Raw genomic sequence first — 19,652 nt, 5'->3', positions numbered from 1 at the left:
GGGTGCTCAGCCGGTCGGTCGTCGTGGCGGTCACGTGCTCACCTCACGCCGACGCGAGCGCATCGGCACCCGAGACGATCTCGCTGATCTCCTGGGTGATGTCGGCCTGGCGGGCCTGGTTCGCCAGCCGGGTATACATACGGATCAGGTCCTCGGCGTTGTCCGTCGCGGTGTGCATCGCTCGCTGACGTGCCGCCAGCTCCGACGCTCCCGCCTGGAGCAGGCAGCTGAAGATCCGGCTGCGGACGTAGCGCGGCAGGAGCGCGTCGAGGACCGCCTCGGGGGACGGCTCGAACTCGTAGAGCGGCAGGACGTCGTGCTTGCCCGCCGGCTCCACGCCCTCGACGACCTCGAGCGGCAGCATGCGCACCACCCGCGGTCGCTGCGTCACCATGTTCACGAACTGCGTGTACACGATGTGCAGCTCGCTGACGCCGCCCTCGTCAGCCGGCGCGAGGAACGCCTCGAGCAGCGTGTCCGCGATCTCGGTCGCGACCTCCGACGTCGGGGCGTCGGACCCGTAGGACCAGGTCCCGGCCAGCTCACGGCCTCGGAAGGAGTAGTAGGAGATGGCGCGGCGCCCGGAGGCGTAGAGCGCGACCTCCTTGCCCTCACCGGTCAGCCGGTCCACGAGACGCTCGGTCTCGCGCAGGATCGACGCCGAGTACGCACCGGCCATGCCGCGGTCGGACGCGACCACGAGCACGGCGACACGGTTGGTGTCCGTGCGCTCGGAGGTCAGCGGGTGGTTCGTCAGGGAGTGCGTCGCGACCGCCGAGACCGCACGGGTGATGGCACGGGCGTACGGCGTCGCCGCGGTCGTGCGTGCCCGTGCCTTCCCGATCCGCGACGCAGCGATGAGCTCCTGCGCGCGGAACATCTTCTTCAGCGACTGCGTCGACTTGATCCGCTGCTTGTAGACGCGCTGCGATCCGGCCATGCTCAGGCCTTCTTCTGACGGACGATCTGCTCCTGCTCGACGTCCACCTCGTCACCGTCGCCGTCGGTGTCGCCACCGACGAGCGCCGTGCCGTCACCCTTGAGGAAGCCGTTGCGGAACTCGTCGACGCCCGCGGACAGCGCCGCCTCGGTCTCCTCCGAGAGCTTGCCCGTCTCGGCGATCGTGCCGAGCACGTCGGTGTTCCGGCGCAGGTGGTCGAGCAGCTCGCTCTCGAACCGGCGCACGTCGTCGACCGGGACGTCGTCGAGCTTGCCCTTCGTGCCGGCCCAGATGGACGCGACCTGGTCCTCGACCGGGTACGGCGAGTACTGGCCCTGCTTGAGCAGCTCCATGAGCACCGCACCGCGGGTGAGCTGCCCACGGGAGGCGGCGTCGAGGTCCGAGGCGAACATCGCGAAGGCCTCGAGCGACCGGAACTGGGCGAGCTCCAGCTTGAGAGTTCCGGAGACCTGCTTCATCGCCTTGACCTGGGCGGCACCACCGACTCGGGAGACGGAGATGCCGACGTCCACGGCGGGGCGCTGGTCGGCGTTGAAGAGGTCCGACTGCAGGAAGATCTGGCCGTCCGTGATGGAGATGACGTTCGTCGGGATGTAGGCCGAGACGTCGTTCGCCTTCGTCTCGATGACGGGCAGACCCGTCATCGAGCCAGCGCCCAGCTCGTCCGAGAGCTTCGCACAACGCTCGAGCAGACGGGAGTGCAGGTAGAACACGTCACCGGGGTACGCCTCGCGCCCCGGCGGGCGACGCAGGAGGAGGGAGACGGCACGGTAGGCCTCGGCCTGCTTCGACAGGTCGTCGAAGATGACCAGGACGTGCTTGCCCCCGTACATCCAGTGCTGACCGATCGCGGAGCCCGTGTAGGGCGCCAGGTACTTGAACCCGGCAGGGTCGGATGCGGGAGCCGCGACGATCGTCGTGTACTCGAGCGCGCCGGCCTCCTCGAGAGCGCCACGCACGGCGGCGATCGTCGAACCCTTCTGACCGACCGCGACGTAGATGCAGCGCACCTGCTTCGACGGGTCGCCCGTCTCCCAGTTGGCCTTCTGGTTGATGATCGTGTCGATCGCGATCGCCGTCTTGCCCGTCTGGCGGTCACCGATGATCAGCTGGCGCTGACCACGGCCGATCGGGATCATCGAGTCGATCGCCTTGAGGCCGGTCTGCAGCGGCTCGTGGACCGACTTGCGGTCCATGACACCGGGTGCCTGCAGCTCGAGGGCGCGGCGCGCCTCGGTCGCGATCTCGCCGAGGCCGTCGATCGCGTTGCCGAGGGGGTCGACGACGCGACCCAGGTAGCCGTCACCGACGGGGACCGAGAGGACCTCGCCCGTACGACGGACCTCCTGCCCCTCCTCGATACCGGTGAACTCACCCAGGACCACGACGCCGATCTGGCGGACGTCCAGGTTCAGGGCGAGACCGAGGGTGCCGTCCTCGAAGCGCAGCAGCTCGTTCGCCATCGCGCCCGGGAGGCCCTCGACCTGCGCGATGCCGTCGGCGGCCAGGGTGACCCGGCCCACCTCCTCGGTCACGGCGCCTTCGGGCTCGTAGGACTTCACGAAGCTGTCCAGCGCGGCGCGGATCTCCTCCGGCCGGATCGTCAGCTCAGCCATTGCTCTTCTCCTGTCGTGGCCGCTGCATGAGCGGTCGAACGTGTGTGTCTGTGTGCCAACCGGGGCTGGCATAGCTGTCGACGGAACCAGGTGCCCGGCCGACCTCGATCTTCACGGACCGGTCAGCTGACCAGTCGTCTGCGTGCGTCGGCGAGCCGCGAGAGCACGGTGGAGTCGACGACGTCGGGGCCCACCTGGATGCGCAGACCGCCGATCACCGCCGGGTCGACCGTGACGTTGAGCTGCACCGCTCGGCCGTAGGCACGCTCGAGCAGACCGCTGAGGCGCTCCAGCTGGGCCGTGCTGAGCATGCTGCCGGTCGTGACGGCGGCCACGAGGCGCTTGCGCCGCTCGGCCGCGATGTCGCCGAACCACCCGAGGGTGGCCACGAACCGCCGGCCTCGCAGATCGGCGGTCGCGCGTTCCGCGAGCACCCGGGTGACCGGGTCCGCCCGGCCCGCGAGCACGCTCTCGACGAGCGCCGCGCGCCGCGCGGGCGCGGTGCTCCCGTCCGAGAGGACGCGACGGGCCTCGCGCTGCCCGATGAGCGCGCGGGAGACGCGGAACAGCTCGTCCTCGACGCGCTCGAGGGCACCGCGCGACTCGGCCGACGCGAGGATCGCGTCGACGCCGAGACGCTCCGTGGCGTCCACGAGGTCCATGTCGCTGGACCAGCGCGAGCGCACGAGCCCGGACACGAGGTCCACGACCCGCTCGTCGAAGCCGTCCCGCAGGAGTGCGGCCACGAGCGCAGCCTTGTCCTCGCCGGTCCGCGAGGGGTCCGCGAGCGACCGGCGCAGCGTGGCCGACCCGTCGAGGGCCGCCGTCATGGTGAACAGCTGCTGGCCGAGGGCCAGCGACTCCTCGCCCGCAGACCGCAGCACCGGCTCGAAGCGCTCCTGCGCCGCAGCCAGCGAGGCTCCGCTCGTGCCGCGCATCAGCCCTCCTTGCCGGACGTGGAACCGACGGTCGAACCGGCGCCGGCGGTGCCGGCCGTCGTCGACTCGAGGTCGTCGAGGAACCGGTCGATCACACGGGACTGGCGTGCGGAGTCCTGGAGCGACTCGCCGACGATCTTCGACGCGAGCTCCGTGGCCAGCAGCCCGACCTCGCTGCGCAGCGAGACCGAGGCCTGCTGGCGCTCCGCCTCGATCTGGCGGTGCGCGGTCTCGACGATGCGGGCCGCGTCGTCCGAGGCCTTGGTCCGCAGGTCCGCGACGATGGCAGAGCCCTCGGCACGAGCCTCCTCACGGATCTTCGCGGCCTCGGTCCGAGCCTCCTGCAGCTGCTGGTGGTACTCCGCCAGCGCTGCGGCAGCCTCGGCCTGGGCGGACTCGGCCTTGGCCAGACCACCCTCGATCTTCGCGGTGCGCTCGTCCAGCACAGCCGTGAACTTCGGCAGCACGAGCTTGTAGAACACCACCGCGATGATCACGAGGACGATGGCCGACCAGAAGATGTCGTAGCCCGGCGGCAGGAAGAGCTCGATCGGATCGACGTCGCCCGACCCGGCGGCGAGCACCGCGTGGGAGTCGGCGGCGGACATCAGAACAGGAAGCCCGCGACGAAGCCGAGCAGCGCAAGGATCTCGACGAACGCGAGACCGATGAACATGGTGCCGCGCAGCTGGCCGGCGACCTCGGGCTGGCGAGCCATGCCCTCGACCGTCTTGCCGATGAGGATGCCGAGGCCGATACCGGGGCCGATCGCGGCGATGCCGTAGCCGATCGTGTTCACGCTGCCAGTAACCTCGGCGAGAGTGGTGAGGTCCACGGGGTTCTTCCTTCCGTTGGGCGTCCGGCCAGGCGGCCGGACGTCGGTACGTTGCGTCGGGTGGAACGAGGTGGCAGCGACCTCGCGGTTGCTGCCGGGTCAGGCGGCTTGCGGGTCGATCAGTGCTCTTCCTCGATCGACATGTTGATGTAGACCGTGGCGAGCAGGGCGAAGATGTACGCCTGCAGGGCGGCGACGAACACCTCGAAGAGGGTGATCGCGAAACCGCCGGCGAACGTCAGGATGCCCAGGCCCTTCATCGCGGGCGCGGCCTCGACGACGAGGTAGTTCGTCGCGGCGAAGCACAGGACCAGCATGATGTGGCCCGCGACCATGTTCGCGACGAGTCGGATGATCAGCGAGGCCGGCCGGATGATGAGGAGCTGTAGGAGCTCGATCGGCGCCAGGATGATGTAGATCGGCGCGGGCACACCCGGCGGGAAGAGGTTCGCCTTCAAGTAGCCGAGGAACCCGTGCTGCCGGATGCCCGCAGCCCAGTACGCCACGAAGACCCACAGGGCGAGCAGCAGGGCCACACCCGCGACGGACGTGCCGGCGAGGTTGAGGCCGGGGATCACGCCGGTGAGGTTGAAGGCGAGGATCGTCACGAAGATCGTCGTGATCATCGGGACGAACCGCTTGGCGCGGTCCTTGCCCATGATCTCCTCGACGACGTTGACCCGGACGAAGCCCAGGATCATCTCGATGACGTTCTGGAAGCGACCGGGCACGAGCTGCGCACGACGCGCGGCGATCACGAAGATCGTGAGGAGCACGATCGTCGCGAGGATGCGCACGAGCTGGAGCCGGTTGAACTCGAAGATCGTGCCCTCGAAGAGGATGGCCGGCGGGAAGAAGTCGGCGATCGTCGGCGCGTGAAAGCCCTCGCCCTGACCGGAGGCGGCGGAAGTGAACGATGTCACAAGCGTAGACAGGGTGGACTCCCGGTGGTCTTGGGCCCGAGCCCGCTCCACAGAACTGTGGGCACGCCGTCGGACCTGGCCTTCATGGATTCGCGAGTAGCCTAACGTATGTTTCGGCTTGCTCACGCCGATTCTCGCGACGCCGTGAGCCGATCAGCGGCGACGGACGGTCGCCGCGACCCGTCAGACGGAGCGGTCGCGCGCCTCGGGGTCGACGTACGGGATCCGCCCGCCCTGCACGGCGCGGTAGTCGAGATAGGCCGACCCGATCACCCCGACCAGGAGGACGGCCGCGAAGACGTAGCGGTCGTAGAAGTCCATCCCCCGCAGCACGGCCAGGACGACCACCAGGACGACCATCTTCACGAGCCAGCCGCCCATGACGACGGCGGCGGTCGTGGTCGGGCTCGACTGCGACGTCTTGAGCATCGAGAGCACGGTCGTGGCGGAGAAGAAGAGCGCGATCGCCACGCCCAGGAGAGCCCCCCACACGCCCGAGGTGCCCGCGACGAGCGCACCGACCGCGACGCCGACGACGGTCAGCGCTCCGAGCAGGACGAACATGTCGCGCAGCGCCTTGCGGAAGACGGCGGTCACGGCGACGTCGCCCGCCGTCGGACCGGGCCGCGGCGCGCCGACGGGCTCACGGTCGGCCGGGCTCGGGGTGGGCGAGGTGGTCGGCGGTGTCATCTCAGGGTTCCTTCGGCGTGGTGGTCGGAGGGGTCGGGTCTGGGGGCGGGCCCCGGGCCTGCCGCGGTCCCGGCGGTTGCGGGCGCCGGAGCCGGGGACCCGGGCGGTGCGTCGGTCAGCAGGTCCGGTGGCACCACGACGGCACCGGCGTCGTCGTCGAGGAACTTCCCGCGCGTGCGCAGCGGGCCCAGCGTGAGCAGGAGCGCGAGGACCACCGCGACGCCCAGGCCGAGCAGGACGTGCCGCACCGGCCACCGGACGAGCGCCGCGGTCCCGAACGCGAAGACCGCGGTCCACAGGTAGAGGATCACGACGGCACGACGGTGCGAGTGCCCGAGGGCCAGCATCCGGTGGTGCAGGTGCATGCGGTCCGGGTGGAACGGGGACTTGCCCGCCAGCACCCTGCGCATCACGGCCAGCGCCATGTCGAGCAGCGGCAGGAGCAGCACCGCCAGGGGCAGCAGGATCGGGATGAACGCCGGGATCTGCTGCGAGGCCGGGGTCGCGGCGAGGTCGATGTTGCCGGTCACCACGATCGTCGCGGAGGCCATCACGAAACCCAGGACCATCGACCCCGAGTCACCCATGAAGATCCGCGCGGGATGGAAGTTGTGCGGCAGGAACCCGACGCAGATCCCGACGAGCGCAGCCATGACGAGCGTGGCCAGGTTGGAGTAGTCCTCCGGGCTCGCCTCGACCGTCAGGGAGTACGAGTAGAGGAAGAACGCCACCCCGCCGATCGCGATCATCCCGGCGGCCAGGCCGTCGAGACCGTCGACGAAGTTCACGGCGTTCATCGCGACCACGACGACCAGGACGGTGGCGAACAGCGACACCCGCGGCGAGGTGATCGTCAGCCCGCCGATCGGGAGCGTGATGAGCTGCACCCCCTGCCACGCGATGAGACCGGCGGCGAGCACCTGGCCCGCGAGCTTGGTCATCCAGTCGAGGTCCCAGATGTCGTCGGCCATGCCCAGCAGGCACACGATGGCCGCACCGCCGACGATCGCCCACACCTCGTGCGTCGCGAAGACGCCGTCCAGGAAGGGCATCTGCGAGGCGAACACGATCGCGGCGGCCAGTCCCGCGAGCATCGCGAGCCCCCCGAGGCGCGGTGTCGGGATCGAGTGCACGTCCCGGTCCCGCACCGCCGTGATCGCGCCCGTCCGCAGGGCGACCCAGCGCGCCAGCGGAGTGAGCAGGAACGTCACCGCCGCGGCGATGAGCAGGACGAGCAGGTAGACCCTCACCCGCCGTTCGCCCCCGGCCGTGACTCGGGCACGTCGGCGGGCGCGTCGACCGGTGTGCCGGCGGGCGTGTCCGCAGGGGCGTCGACCGGCGCATCTGCGGGGACGGCTTCAGGGTCCTCCACGGCGGTCACGGCTTGCAACGCCTCGAGCGAGATCGCGCCCGCGCGCACGACGCGCAGCGTCGGGCCCGTCGCGTCCACGATCGTCGAGGCCACTCCCCCGGGCGCGGTCCCGCCGTCGAGGTAGACGGCGACCGCGTCGCCGAGCTGCGCGCGGGCGGCGTCGACGTCGAGCGCCGCGGGGTGACCGGTGGCGTTCGCGCTCGACACGGCGAGCGGCCCGGTGCGCCGCAGCAGCGCGAGGGCGGCCTCGTGGTCGGGCATCCGCAGCGCGACGGTGCCCCGGGTCTCCCCCAGGTCCCACGCGAGCGACGGCTGCGCCTGGAGGATCACGGTGAGGCCGCCCGGCCAGAAGGCCTCGACGAGGGCGCGCGCGCCGTCGGGCACCGCGGTGGCGAGCCCGTCGAGCGTCCGCGCGTCCGGCACCAGGACGGGCGGCGGCATCTGCCGCCCACGGCCCTTGGCGGCCAGGAGCGCCGCGACGGCGTCGGCGTCGAACGCGTCGGCACCGATCCCGTAGACGGTGTCGGTCGGCAGGACGACGAGTCCGCCCCGACCGATCGCGTTCACGGCCTCGTCGATCGACGGGCCCCACGTGTTGGGGTCACTGACGCTGCGCACGGAAGTCACGAATCCCAGTCTTTCACGACCGCCGGGTGCCCACGGACACCTGCGCGCGGCGTGCGACGACCATCCGCGGACGACCGGTGAGGTCCGCGTGGGTACGGATGTCGTCGAACAGTCCCGTGGCGGCGACCATCTCGCGTGCGGACTCCGCCTGGACCTCGGCGTGCTCCATGACGTACAGCCCGCCCACCCGCAGCAGCTCGCCGGCCCGCGCGGTGACCCCCCGCGGGACCTCCAGCCCGTCCGCCCCGAGCCCGTAGAGCGCGACCTGCGGGTCGTGCAGCGCCACCTCCGGGTCGTGGGGCACCGCTCCCGGCGGCACGTAGGGAGGGTTCGACACGACGACGTCGCAGCTCCCGTCGGAGCCCGTCAGGGCGGTCCGTGCGTCGCCCCGCACGAGGTGCACGACGGCGCCCGTCGCCGCGTGCACGGCGGCCACGTTGCGCTCGGCCCAGGCGTGGGCGCCCCGGTCGAGCTCGACGGCGTGCACGACGGCGCCCGGCACCTCGGTCGCCACGGCCAGCGCGATCGCGCCGGACCCCGTGCAGAGGTCGACCACCAGGGCCGCACCCCGGGAGGCGACGGCGGCGAGGGCCTCGTCGATCGCGACCTGGGCGACCTGCTCCGTCTCCGGTCGCGGCACGAAGACCCCCGGCCCGACCTCGAGCTCGAGGTGCCGGAACGGCGCGAGCCCCGTGAGGTGCTGGAGCGGGACCCGGTCCGCACGCCGGGCGAGCAGCTCCCGGTAGTCGCCCACGACCTCGAGCGCGACCTGTCCGCCGTCGGTCGGGAGCGCGGCGCCGAGGATCGCGGCGCGGACGACCTGCGCGCGGTCGGTGCGCGCGGCGTGGGCGAGCAGCAGCTCCGCGTCGACCCGCGGCGTCGCGATCCCGGCGGTCGCGAGCCGTGCCGCGCCCTCGCGCACGAGCTCGGCGACCGAGGGTGCCCCCACCCGCTCGTGGTGCGCCGGCTCCTGGTGCAGTGGCTCGGGTGCCGTGGGCCCGGACGGGAGCGGCCCGGTGCCGCCCACGGTCGGGTTCACGACCCGGCGGCGGCCAGGCGCGCGGCCTCGTCGGCGTCGATCGCCGAGCGGATCACCGGGTCCAGGTCGCCGTCGAGGACTTGGTCGAGGTTGTACGACTTGTAGCCGGTGCGGTGGTCCGCGATCCGGTTCTCCGGGTAGTTGTACGTCCGGATGCGCTCGGAGCGGTCGACCGTGCGGACCTGGGAGCGGCGGAGGTCGTTCGCGGCCGCGGCGGCCTCCTCCTGCTGGGCGGCGAGGAGCCGGGCCCGCAGGACGCGCATGGCCTGCTCGCGGTTCTGCAGCTGCGACTTCTCGTTCTGCATCGACACGACGATCCCGCTCGGTACGTGCGTGATGCGCACGGCGGAGTCGGTCGTGTTCACGGACTGCCCGCCCGGTCCGGACGAGCGGTAGACGTCGATGCGCAGGTCGTTCTGGTCGATCTCGACCTCGCCCGCGTCCTCGACCTCCGGGAAGACGAGCACGCCCGCCGCGGAGGTGTGGATGCGCCCCTGCGACTCCGTGACGGGCACCCGTTGGACGCGGTGCACGCCGCCCTCGTACTTGAGGTGCGCCCACACGCCGTCCTCGGGTGCGGCCGCCCCGCGCGACTTGATCGCCACCTGGACGTCCTTGTAGCCCCCGAGGTCGGACTCGGTCGCCTCGATGACCTCCGTCTTCCAGCCTCGCCGCTCGGCGTAGCGCAGGTACATGCGCAGCAGGTCGCCCGCGAAGAGCGCGGACTCCTCCCCGCCCTCGCCGGCCTTGACCTCGAGGATGACGTCGCGCCCGTCGTCGGGGTCGCGCGGCACGAGGACGCGGCGCAACCGCTCGGCCGCCACGGCGGCGGCCTCGCGCAGGGCCGGGAGCTCGTCGGCGAAGGACGCGTCCTCCGCGGCGAGCTCGGCCGCCGTCGTCGCGTCGTCGTCGGCCTGCTCCCACGTCCGGAAGGCGCCCACGACCTGGTTCAGCTCGGCGTAGCGCCGCCCGAGGGTGCGCGCACGAGCGGCGTCGGCGTGCACGGCGGGGTCCGCGAGCTGGGCCTCGATCTCGGCGTGCTCGGCGAGGAGCGGTCGGGCCGCGTCGAACGGGTCGGTCATGAGGGTCCTTCGCGTGAGGCGGGCGCCGGTCGGCGGCGGCAGGTACGGCGAGCGGTGCCGGACCGGTGGACCGGCCGGTGAGACGACAACAGCGCCGGCGGTCCTGTCGCACCGACTGCCCCTGGAGAGGTTGTCGGGCGCCCGGACCGCCGGCGCTGCGAGGTCGTTACTTGTCGGCGTCCTTCTTGCCGTAGCGCGCCTGGAAGCGGGCCACGCGGCCACCGGTGTCGAGGATCTTCTGCTTGCCCGTGTAGAACGGGTGGCAGGCGCTGCAGACGTCGGCGTTGATCTTGCCGGACGTCTCGGTGCTGCGCGTGACGAACGTGCTGCCGCAGGTACAGGTGACCTCGGTCAGGACGTAGTCGGGGTGGATGTCAGCCTTCACGGAACTCTCCTTGGTGTGGTGCTCCCGGGTCGACCGCAGGACAGCGGACCGTGAACCGGGAACCAGCGTTGCATTCTGCCAGAACGTCGGGGGCGGACGAAATCATCCCTCCCGACACGTGCGTCAGACCGTGCGTCCGACGTTGTCGTCGTCGACGAACCCGCTCGGGGTGGTCTTCTGGACCTGGAGCAGGAACTCGACGTTGGAGCGGGTGTCCTTGAGCTTGCCGAGCAGCAGCTCGATCGCCTGCTGCTGGTCGAGGGCACCCATGACACGTCGCAGCTTGTAGACGACCTTGAGCTCGTCCTGCGGCATGAGGATCTCCTCGCGGCGCGTGCCGGACGCGTTGACGTCCACCGCGGGGAAGATGCGCTTGTCCGCGAGGTTGCGGGACAGCCGCAGCTCCATGTTCCCGGTGCCCTTGAACTCCTCGAAGATGACCTCGTCCATCTTGGAACCGGTCTCGACGAGCGCGGACGCCAGGATGGTCAGCGAGCCACCGTTCTCGATGTTGCGGGCCGCACCGAAGAAGCGCTTGGGCGGGTACAGCGCCGAGGCGTCGACACCACCCGAGAGGATGCGGCCCGACGCCGGTGCGGCCAGGTTGTACGCACGCGACAGGCGGGTGAGCGAGTCGAGGAGCACGACGACGTCCTGGCCGAGCTCCACAAGACGCTTGGCGCGCTCGATCGCGAGCTCCGCGACGATCGTGTGGTCGGACGCGGGGCGGTCGAACGTCGAGGCGATGACCTCGCCCTTGACCGTCCGCTCCATGTCGGTGACCTCTTCGGGCCGCTCGTCGACCAGCACCACCATGAGGTGGACCTCGGGGTTGTTCATCGCGATCGCGTTCGCGATCTGCTGCATGATGATCGTCTTGCCGGCCTTGGGCGGCGCGACGATCAGGCCACGCTGCCCCTTGCCGATGGGCGCGACGATGTCGATGACGCGCGGCGTCAGGCGCGTCGCCTCGGGGTTCTCCAGGCGCAGACGCTCCTGCGGGTACAGCGGCGTGAGCTTGCCGAAGTCGGCACGGTCGCGCGCCTCCTCGGGCGACATGCCGTTGACCGTGTCGAGGCGCACGAGCGCGTTGAACTTCTGCCGCGGCGTGTTGCCCTGGTTCTCGCCCTCGCGGGGCTGGCGGACCGCGCCGGTCACCGCGTCGCCGCGGCGCAGACCGGACTTCTTGACCTGGCCGAGGGAGACGTAGACGTCGTTCTGACCCGGCAGGTAGCCGCTCGTGCGCACGAACGCGTAGTTGTCGAGGATGTCGAGGACGCCGGCGACGGGCAGCAGGACGTCGTCCTCCGTGACCTCGATGTCCTCCATCCCGGCGAAGTCCTGGTTACCGCTGCGGCCACGGCCGCGCTTGCGGTCACGGTCGCGGTTGCGGTCACGGCCGCGGCGCCGACGACCGCCAGGGCCGTCCAGGTCGTCCCCACCGCGCTGGGCGCGGTCGTCCCCGCCGCGCTGCGAGCGATCGTTGCCCCGGTCGGCGGACCGGTCGTCACCCGACCGGTTCTGCCGCTGACGGTCGCCCTGCTGCGCGGGCTGCTGCCGCTCGGACTGACGGTCCTGCTGGCGGTCGGCCTGCTTGTCGGGCTGGCGCTCGGCCTGCTTGTCGGCCTGGCGGTCGTTCTGTCGCGCGGCGTCGGCGGACGCGGCGTCCGCCTCGGCGCGCGGAGCACCCGAGCCACGACCCGCACGGCGCGAGCCGCGCTCGGGCGCGCTGCCCGTGACGAGACCGACGGCGGCCGCGGCACGTGCCGCGCGCTCGTCCGGCGACTCGCCGCCGGCGAGGCGTGCCTCGACGCCGTCGCGGCTCTGGCGGCCGCTCTGCTCGTCGAGCGCCGCGGCGACCGCGCTGGCCGCGTCGGGCCGCACCGACGGCTCCGGCTGCTCGGGCGCTGTGCGCTCCTCGCCCGCCGCGCGCGCCGTGCGGGCGGGCCGCTCGGCACGACGCGAACGACCGGTGCTCCGCCGCTCGCCCTCCTGCTCACCCGCCGCGTCCGCGGCCGGTGCGTTCGACGCGCCGCCGTCCGCCGACGCCCCGCCGTTCGCCGACGCCGCGGCGCGCGCCGGTGCGCGTCCCTCGCCGGTCGTGGAGCGGATGACGTCCAGGAGGTCGCTCTTGCGCATCTTGGACGTGCCCTTGACGCCGAGCTGCGACGCGAGCGCCTGCAGCTCGGGGAGGCGCAGCGTGGAGAGCGCGCCCGTCCGGGCGGTACCGCCGGCCGCGGCGCCGTCGGGCGCGCCACCTGTAGCGGTGTTGATGGTGTCTGTCACGAAGGACCCTTCCCCCTCGTTTGCGCCCGCCTCTCAGAGGGCGGGCCGCGGGTGGTCGACACCCGGCGCGTGACGGCCGGGAGCAGTGAAACCACGCGTCAGTGGTACGACGACGTCAGCTGACGTGGGCTGGATGGCCTTCGCATCGAGAGCTCGTCGCGGCCGACCGTGAGGCCGACCTGCGGATGGCGCGTACGTGACGCTCCACGCAACCGTCGTCGACCCGCTGAAGCGTCGGAATCGAGGAGGCCGCACCGATATCACACGATGGTGAAGGCTTCCCGCAGTCTACCATCCACCGACCGGTGCGGTCCGCGCCCCTCGAGGCACCCGCTCCGCCCGCACACCGTCCTCGTCGATCGCCAGACGACGTGGCTCCCACTCGTCCGCGCCGGAGAGCAGGTCGTCGACCACGGCGTCGAGCCGCGGACGCTCGGCGGACGCGGACAGCACGAGGACCGTCGGCCCGGCGCCCGAGACCGTGGCGGCCAGACCCTCGGCGCGCAAGGCCTGGACCAGCTCCCACGAGGTCGGCATGACCCCCGACCGGTAGGACTGGTGCAGGCGGTCCTCGGTGGCCTCGAGGAGCAGCTCGGGACGTCGGGCGATCGCCTCGACGAGGAGTGCGGCGCGCCCGGCGTTGAGCGCGGCGTCGGCGTGCGGCACCGACGCCGGCAGGACACCGCGCGCGTGGCTCGTCGCGAGCCGCGCCGAGGGTACGAGCACCGTCGCCTCGAGGTCGGGGTGCACCGCGAGGCGCACCGCCCGCGCGCCCTCGTGCCCCGGGGCCGCGCTCGTCCAGGCCACGGTCGCCCCGCCGAGGATCGCCGGGGCGGCGTTGTCGGGGTGTCCCTCGAACTGGGTCGCGAGGCGCAGGACCGTCGCGTCGTCGAGCACCTCGGGATCGGCGACGAGCGCCCGCGCCGCGACGATCCCGGCCACGACGGCCGCCGCGGACGAGCCCAGTCCGCGGCCGTGCGGCACCTGGTTCTCGCACGTCAGGTGCAGGCCTGTCTGCGGCGCGCCGGCGAGCTCGAGCGCTGCCCGCAGCGCACGCACCACCAGGTGGGACGCGTCGCCGGGGACCTCGCCCGCGCCCTCCCCCACGACGTCGACCACGACCTCGTCGGACGCCAGCGCGCGCACCTCGAGGACGTCGTGCAGGCCGAGGGCCAGGCCCAGGGCGTCGAAGCCCGGGCCGAGGTTGGCGCTCGTGGCCGGGACGCGGACGCGGACGTGGTCGGCGCCGAGCTGCATCGTCGTGCCCCTCGGGGTCAGCCGAGCCCGAGGGCGTCGGCGATGGACACGACGTCGGCACCCACGCGCGTGGGGACGACCTCGCTGCCGTCCGCGGCCCGCAGGGCCCACTGGGGGTCCTTGAGGCCGTGGCCGGTCACGGTCACGACGATCCGGGCGCCGGCGGGCACCAGGCCACGTTCCGCGCGCGAGATGATCCCGGCGACGCCCGCGGCCGACGCGGGCTCGACGAACACCCCCGCCTGCGAGGACAGGATGCGGTGCGCGGCGAGGATCTGCTCGTCGGTGACGGACTCGATGACACCGCCCGACTCGTCGCGCGCGGCCTCGGCCTGCTGCCACGACGCCGGGTTGCCGATGCGGATCGCGGTCGCGATCGTCTCGGGCTCGGTGATCGGGTGGCCGGCGACGATCGGTGCCGAGCCCGCCGCCTGGAAGCCCCACATCGCGGGCGTGCGGCTCGCGACGGCCGGGAGGTCGGCCGTCGCGGTGGCGTACTCGACGAAGCCCTTGCGGTAGGCGGTGATGTTGCCGGCGTTGCCCACGGGCAGCGCGTGGATGTCCGGGGCGTCCCCGAGCGCGTCGACGATCTCGAACGCGCCGGTCTTCTGCCCCTCGATCCGGTCCGGGTTGACGGAGTTGACCAGCTCGACCGGGTGCGTCTCCGCGAGCTTGCGGGCCGCGATCAGGCAGTCGTCGAAGTTTCCGTCGACCTGGAGCAGCCTGGCGCCGTGCGCGATCGCCTGGCTCAGCTTGCCCATCGCGATCTTGCCGTCCGGCACGAGCACGGCGCACAGCATGCCGGCGCGCGTCGCGTACGCGGCGGCCGACGCCGAGGTGTTCCCCGTCGAGGCGCAGACCACGGCCTGCGCTCCCCGGCCGGCAGCGGCGGAGATCGCGGTAGTCATGCCCCGGTCCTTGAAGGAGCCCGTCGGGTTCATGCCCTCGACCTTGAGGAAGACCTGGGCGCCCGTGAGCTCGGAGAGCACGGGCGCCTCGACGAGCGGCGTGCCGCCCTCGCCGAGCGAGACGATCTTCTCCTGGACGTGGGCGGGCAGTCGGTCGGCGTACTCGGCGATGATGCCGCGCCACTGGTGGGCCATCAGGCTCCCTCAACTCGGAGGACGGACGTGATCTCTCGGACAGGCTCGAGCGCACGGATCGCGGTGACCGTCGCGGCCAGGGCCGACTCCGGCGCGGTGTGCGTCGTGATGACGAGGTGCGCGAGGCCGCCGGGCTCGGCCTCGTGCTCGGCGTCGGTCACGGACGGCTGACGGACGGCCTCGATCGAGACGCCCTGCGCAGCGAGCACCTGGGCGACCTGCGCGAGGACTCCCGGGCGGTCGTCGACGGCGAGCCGCACCTGGTAGCGCGTGATCGCCGCGCTGGGCGGCAGGACCGGCAGCGCCGCGTACGTGGACTCCTCGGGGCCCTTGCCGCCGAGGACCCGGTGGCGGGCCGCGGACACGACGTCGCCCAGGACGGCGGAGGCGGTCGGCGCGCCACCCGCTCCACGGCCGTAGAACATGAGCTCGCCGGCGGCGTCGGCCTCGACGAAGACGGCGTTGAACGACCCGCGCACCCCTGCCAGCGGGTGCGTCGCGGGGACCAGGGCGGGGTGCACCCGCGCCGAGACGCCGTCGATGGTCTGCTCGGCGATCGCCAGCAGCTTGATGACGTGACCCGTCTGGGTCGCCCACGCGACGTCCTCGGACGTCACGGAGGTGATGCCCTCGCGGGCGACGTCCTCGAGGGTGACCCGGGTGTGGAAGGCGAGGCTCGCGAGGATCGCCGCCTTCGCGGCCGCGTCGTAGCCCTCGACGTCGGCGGTCGGGTCGGCCTCGGCGTACCCGAGCTCCTGCGCCTGGGCGACCGCCTCCTCGAGCCCGGCCCCCGTCGTCGCCATCTGGTCCAGGACGTAGTTCGTGGTGCCGTTGACGATCCCGAGGACCCGGCGCACGTGGTCGCCCGCGAGGGACTCGCGGACCGGTCGGACGATCGGGATCGCCCCGGCGACCGCGGCCTCGAAGTAGATGTCCACGCCTGCGGCGTCCGCCGCCTTGTAGAGGGTCGGCCCGTCCTCGGCCAGCAGCGCCTTGTTCGCCGTGACGACGGCCGCGCCGGCCGAGATCGCCGCGAGCAGCAGCGAGCGTGCCGGCTCGATGCCGCCCATGACCTCGATGACGATGTCGGCCCGCTGCACGAGGCCCGGGGCGTCCTGCGTGAGCAGGGCGCGGTCGACCGAGGCCGGCAGCTCGGGGCGCGGGGCGGCGGCGTCCCGCACCGCGATCCCGACGAGCTCGAGCGGTGTGCCGACACGGGAAGCGAGGTCGCTCGACTGCTCCACGAGCAACCGGGCGACCTGCGAGCCGACGACGCCGCAGCCCAGCAGCGCGACCCGCAGAGGCGTCGGCGCGTCCGCGTCGCTCGATCCCGTCCGCGTTCCGGCCTGCTGGCCTGCCTGCGCGTCGGGAAGCTGGTCGGGGAGCACGGCCGGCGTCTGCTCGGGCGTGGGCTCGGAGGGCACGGAAGCCTGCCTTCGGTCGCGGGTGGGTGTCGGTCGCGGGCGAGCCCGCAGGCACAGGATACGTGCCGTGCCAGGAGCCGAGGGTGGGCGACCGAGTGGTGGGCGCAGCCCGCCCGGTCGCCCACGACGCGGGCTCAGGTGGTGCTGGGGTCCTTCTCCGCGAGCGCCTGCGCCCGACCTTCGGCGCGGGCGCGCTCGAGCGCCGCGGCGAGCTCGGCCTCGGTGAGGGCGAGCGCCTGCTCGGGAGCGGCAGGACCGGCCGGGACAGCAGGTGCGGCGGCAGCAGGCACGGATGAGCGCCGTGCGCGGGCCGTACGGGCCGCGGCGAGGAGCGCGGGTCCGCGGAGGGTCCCGGCGACGACGAGCAGGAGCAGGGCGAGGGCGGCCCACGGCACGGCCCAGGTACTGGACGACGCGTCGGCGCGGGTCGCGGCGCCCCCGCCGATCCCGACGGCGGTCGCGGTCACCTCGACCTGGGCCTCGGCCCGGACGAACGGGCGGACCCCGGTGACGGTCACCTCGCGCTCCATGGTGGACCCGGGGAGCAGCTCGGGGAGCTCGGCCTGCTCGAGCGTCCGGCGCCCCCAGCCCAGCGGACCGACGACGTCGACCTGCTCGCCGGGGACGAGGCGCGCGTTGCCGGTGTTGGTGACGGCGTAGCGGACCGTCGCGGTCGACGTGCCGAAGGGGTTCGGCGAGCCGTGGTGCACGATCGAGGTGCCGGTGACGGCCACCCCGGGGCTCAGGACGCCGGCCACCCGGGCGTGCACCCGCAGCGCGAGGCGACGGTCGAGCGCCACGGTGGAGTCGTCCGTCGCCTGGACGAGGGACGTGATGACGCCGCCGGAGTGGTCGCCGGGGCGGGCGTCGTCGGGCACGGTGAGGGTGAAGGGGATCTCGCCGACCTCGCCGGGCTCGATGCGGACCGCGGTCGGGCCCAGGTCGATCCAGGCACCGAGATCGACCGACTCCTGGTCGGAGGTGAGCAGGTCGAGCTGGCCGCTCGTCGTGGTGAACGCGTCGGCCGCGTAGACCTGCAGGTCGAGCGGCACGTCGGAGTGGTTGGTGACGACGAGGGCGTCGGCGACATGGTCGCCGGGCTCGACGCCGTAGGAGAAGTTCGCGCGGTCGGAGCCGTGGTCGTTCTCCGCCGGGGCGAGGCCCCAGCTGACGTCGTCGACCGCGGCGGGAGCGACGGTCGTGCCGGCGGCGGGCGCGAGGAACGCCGGGCCGAGCAGCCCGCCGCCGGAGAGCAGGCCGGTGAGGACAGCGGTGACGGCGGTCAGGCGCGCCGGGAGCGCGCGCCGGCGCCCGCGGGCGGCGGCACGCAGTGAGCTGCGTGCCGCCACCCGCGGGGCGGTGCGGGGGGAGGAGAGGGCGTCGTGCACGGTCGGTCCGGTCAGCCCACCGCGGTGAGCGTCAGCACACCGGTGTAGTCGCCCGCCTCGGTGTCGAGCGGGAGCTCGAGCGCGAGCGCGGCGTCCACCGTCGCGGACCCCTTCGCGTGGCCGGCCGGGGCCCACGCGAGCGTGGACGACGCCGTGAGGCCACCACCCGTTCCGGCGACCACGGCGTCACCCGCGACCGCCCCCACGGTGTTCTGGCTGACCGCGGGGGTCCAGCCGAGGAAGGAGCCGGAGAAGGACCGGTCGCCCGCGACGAACTCGCCGACGGAACCGTTGATGGTCCAGGCAGGCTGCCCGGCACGCGTGTCGGTGACCGTGACCTGCTTGAGCGCGCCGTCGGCGACGAACGCACCGCCGTCGACCGCTGCGGTGCCCAGGCTGACGGCGCCCGAGCCGCCACCGATGGTCCAGACGAACTCGCCAGGCTCCGGCTCCGGCTCCGGGTCGGTGACCTCGGGGACCGTGACGTCGATCGGGATGTCGCCCGCACCGCCGTCGGCTCCCGCGAAGGACACGGGCACGGTCAGCTCCTGCGCGGCGTTGGCGGCAGCACCGCCCGCGGCGTAGGTGTAGACGCCGTACACGCCGCTAGCGTCCTCGAGCTCCTCGGCGAGGAGCTCGACCGTGAAGGTGCCGTCCGCCGCGAGCTCGACGAGCTGCGGCGCCTGCGACGGGTACTGGGTGCCGACCTGCGTGAACGACGGCTCCGGGATCGCCCACTTCTGGGAGATCACGCTGCGCGCGGACGACGGGGCACCTGCCGACGGACGCCACGTCTCGGCGAAGCTGCCGAACACGACGTACACGCCGGTCGGCTGGCCGACCGTGACGGGCGGGCGCGAGGCGGTGTTCGCGGCCGGGTCGAAGCCGGAGCCCTGGACCGTGATGGTCTCGCCCTCGGCGTCCAGCCCGGAGGACTTGGAGACCGTGATCTGCGGGTCGAGCTCCGGTGCGGCGGCCGGGGCGAGCCCGGCGGTCAGCGTGAGGTCGTCGAGCGGGTCGCCCTCGGGGTAGAGCGGCAGCGCCTCGGCACCGGCCGCGGTGAGGGCGAGCCCGGACGCGGCGACGCTCACGGCGTCGTCCGTGAGGTCGACGTCGACGGAGCCGACGGTCGCGATCGTCACGCCCTCGCCGCCGTACGTGCCGGCCTGCCAGTCGCCGAAGTCACCCGTCACCTCGGCGGTCACGTCCGCGACGACCGTCGCGGTCCCGTCGGTCACCACGAGCGCCACGTTCTCGACGAGGATCTCGAAGTAGTGGGACGGGAAGTGGTACTCGAACCCGCCGCCGGTCTGGATGCGCAGGTCGTCCGCGGACTCCACGGCACCGCCCGTCACGGGCAGCAGGTAGGGCAGCGTCTCGTTCGGCGTCGAGGTGTTGTTCGGGCTCGCCGGGGTGCCGTCGGTGTCGAACGCGGCGGCGCCACGCAGCGTGATGCGCTCACCCGTCGGCAGGGCGCCGATCGGCGGGAGCGCCGCGGTCTGGTTGCCGACGTACCGGCGGAAGCTCTCCTTGAAGCCCCAACCGATCGCGCCGTCCGAGGCGCTCGCCGACGCTTCGACGTCCTGCGCCGCCTGCGCGGGCGCGGTCGCGACGAGCACGGTCCCGAGCCCCAGTGCGAGCGTGCTGAGACCGGCGACCGCGCGCCGCCTGACGGCTGACGCGGTGCGATGTACCTGCATGGTGTCCCTCTCTCGTCATGTCGGCC

At 72.8% G+C, this 19,652-nt stretch carries 18 protein-coding genes; all 18 read right to left on the bottom strand.

Going from position 1 to position 19,652, the window contains the following annotated elements; all coding sequences use genetic code 11:
• Positions 1-43: 43 nt before the first annotated feature.
• Positions 44-940, bottom strand: coding sequence for a F0F1 ATP synthase subunit gamma (locus OHL10_RS09215; RefSeq protein ID WP_265521900.1), 897 nt, complete (start codon positions 938-940; stop codon positions 44-46).
• Between the two features lie 2 nt (positions 941-942).
• Positions 943-2,577: a F0F1 ATP synthase subunit alpha gene (gene atpA / locus OHL10_RS09210; RefSeq protein WP_265521899.1), complete on the bottom strand. Its 1,635-nt coding sequence runs from the start codon at positions 2,575-2,577 to the stop codon at positions 943-945.
• Positions 2,578-2,699: 122 nt separating this feature from the next.
• Positions 2,700-3,515: a F0F1 ATP synthase subunit delta gene (locus tag OHL10_RS09205; RefSeq protein WP_265521898.1), complete on the bottom strand. Its 816-nt coding sequence runs from the start codon at positions 3,513-3,515 to the stop codon at positions 2,700-2,702.
• A complete protein-coding gene (locus OHL10_RS09200) occupies positions 3,515-4,123 on the bottom strand; it encodes a F0F1 ATP synthase subunit B (RefSeq protein WP_265521897.1) in 609 nt (202 codons plus the stop codon). The genes OHL10_RS09205 and OHL10_RS09200 overlap by 1 nt, the downstream gene beginning before the upstream one ends.
• Entirely contained in the window at positions 4,123-4,350 is a 228-nt protein-coding gene (locus tag OHL10_RS09195; protein ID WP_265521896.1) for an ATP synthase F0 subunit C, read from the bottom strand. Before OHL10_RS09195 ends, OHL10_RS09200 begins: the two co-directional genes overlap by 1 nt.
• Before the next feature lie 119 nt (positions 4,351-4,469).
• Positions 4,470-5,273, bottom strand: coding sequence for a F0F1 ATP synthase subunit A (gene atpB / locus OHL10_RS09190; protein WP_265521895.1), 804 nt, complete (start codon positions 5,271-5,273; stop codon positions 4,470-4,472).
• A 183-nt stretch (positions 5,274-5,456) separates the two neighbouring features.
• Entirely contained in the window at positions 5,457-5,963 is a 507-nt protein-coding gene (locus OHL10_RS09185) for a Cg1360 family ATP-synthase-associated protein (protein ID WP_265521894.1), read from the bottom strand.
• Entirely contained in the window at positions 5,960-7,213 is a 1,254-nt protein-coding gene (locus OHL10_RS09180) for a glycosyltransferase family 4 protein (protein ID WP_265521893.1), read from the bottom strand. Before OHL10_RS09180 ends, OHL10_RS09185 begins: the two co-directional genes overlap by 4 nt.
• Positions 7,210-7,953, bottom strand: coding sequence for an L-threonylcarbamoyladenylate synthase (locus OHL10_RS09175; RefSeq protein ID WP_265521991.1), 744 nt, complete (start codon positions 7,951-7,953; stop codon positions 7,210-7,212). The genes OHL10_RS09180 and OHL10_RS09175 overlap by 4 nt, the downstream gene beginning before the upstream one ends.
• Positions 7,954-7,975: 22 nt before the next feature.
• Complete coding sequence (gene prmC / locus OHL10_RS09170) at positions 7,976-8,911, bottom strand: peptide chain release factor N(5)-glutamine methyltransferase (protein ID WP_265521892.1); 936 nt, start codon at positions 8,909-8,911, stop codon at positions 7,976-7,978.
• Between the two features lie 86 nt (positions 8,912-8,997).
• Positions 8,998-10,083 carry a peptide chain release factor 1 gene (prfA, locus tag OHL10_RS09165; RefSeq protein ID WP_265521891.1) on the bottom strand — a complete coding sequence of 362 codons (1,086 nt, stop codon included), beginning with the start codon at positions 10,081-10,083 and terminating at the stop codon, positions 8,998-9,000.
• A gap of 166 nt (positions 10,084-10,249) precedes the next feature.
• Positions 10,250-10,468 carry a 50S ribosomal protein L31 gene (rpmE, locus tag OHL10_RS09160; protein WP_265521890.1) on the bottom strand — a complete coding sequence of 73 codons (219 nt, stop codon included), beginning with the start codon at positions 10,466-10,468 and terminating at the stop codon, positions 10,250-10,252.
• A 123-nt stretch (positions 10,469-10,591) separates the two neighbouring features.
• Positions 10,592-12,754: a transcription termination factor Rho gene (rho, locus tag OHL10_RS09155; RefSeq protein WP_265521889.1), complete on the bottom strand. Its 2,163-nt coding sequence runs from the start codon at positions 12,752-12,754 to the stop codon at positions 10,592-10,594.
• 288 nt (positions 12,755-13,042) lie between these two features.
• Positions 13,043-14,011, bottom strand: coding sequence for a homoserine kinase (gene thrB, locus OHL10_RS09150; protein WP_265521888.1), 969 nt, complete (start codon positions 14,009-14,011; stop codon positions 13,043-13,045).
• 17 nt (positions 14,012-14,028) lie between these two features.
• Entirely contained in the window at positions 14,029-15,114 is a 1,086-nt protein-coding gene (thrC, locus tag OHL10_RS09145; protein ID WP_265521887.1) for a threonine synthase, read from the bottom strand.
• Complete coding sequence (locus OHL10_RS09140; RefSeq protein ID WP_265521990.1) at positions 15,114-16,415, bottom strand: homoserine dehydrogenase; 1,302 nt, start codon at positions 16,413-16,415, stop codon at positions 15,114-15,116. The genes thrC and OHL10_RS09140 overlap by 1 nt, the downstream gene beginning before the upstream one ends.
• 257 nt (positions 16,416-16,672) lie before the next feature.
• A complete protein-coding gene (locus tag OHL10_RS09135) occupies positions 16,673-17,926 on the bottom strand; it encodes a WxL protein peptidoglycan domain-containing protein (protein ID WP_265521886.1) in 1,254 nt (417 codons plus the stop codon).
• An 11-nt stretch (positions 17,927-17,937) separates the two neighbouring features.
• Positions 17,938-19,626 carry an HtaA domain-containing protein gene (locus tag OHL10_RS09130; RefSeq protein ID WP_265521885.1) on the bottom strand — a complete coding sequence of 563 codons (1,689 nt, stop codon included), beginning with the start codon at positions 19,624-19,626 and terminating at the stop codon, positions 17,938-17,940.
• Positions 19,627-19,652: the final 26 nt, after the last annotated feature.

Origin of the sequence: Oerskovia flava (assembly GCF_026163685.1) — a bacterium.
Classification (GTDB): domain Bacteria; phylum Actinomycetota; class Actinomycetes; order Actinomycetales; family Cellulomonadaceae; genus Oerskovia_A; species Oerskovia_A flava.
This window is presented reverse-complemented; position numbering and strand designations above follow the sequence as displayed.

Bases quoted from the DNA above. Each gene is read 5' to 3' on its own strand.
- prfA (WP_265521891.1), bottom strand. From the start codon at position 10,083: ATGACCGACCCGTTCGACGCGGCCCGACCGCTCCTCGCCGAGCACGCC.
- OHL10_RS09200 (WP_265521897.1), bottom strand. From the start codon at position 4,123: ATGTCCGCCGCCGACTCCCACGCGGTGCTCGCCGCCGGGTCGGGCGAC.
- OHL10_RS09185 (WP_265521894.1), bottom strand. From the start codon at position 5,963: ATGACACCGCCGACCACCTCGCCCACCCCGAGCCCGGCCGACCGTGAG.
- atpA (WP_265521899.1), bottom strand. From the start codon at position 2,577: ATGGCTGAGCTGACGATCCGGCCGGAGGAGATCCGCGCCGCGCTGGAC.
- OHL10_RS09130 (WP_265521885.1), bottom strand. From the start codon at position 19,626: ATGCAGGTACATCGCACCGCGTCAGCCGTCAGGCGGCGCGCGGTCGCC.
- thrC (WP_265521887.1), bottom strand. From the start codon at position 15,114: ATGGCCCACCAGTGGCGCGGCATCATCGCCGAGTACGCCGACCGACTG.
- thrB (WP_265521888.1), bottom strand. From the start codon at position 14,011: ATGCAGCTCGGCGCCGACCACGTCCGCGTCCGCGTCCCGGCCACGAGC.
- OHL10_RS09215 (WP_265521900.1), bottom strand. From the start codon at position 940: ATGGCCGGATCGCAGCGCGTCTACAAGCAGCGGATCAAGTCGACGCAG.
- OHL10_RS09205 (WP_265521898.1), bottom strand. From the start codon at position 3,515: ATGCGCGGCACGAGCGGAGCCTCGCTGGCTGCGGCGCAGGAGCGCTTC.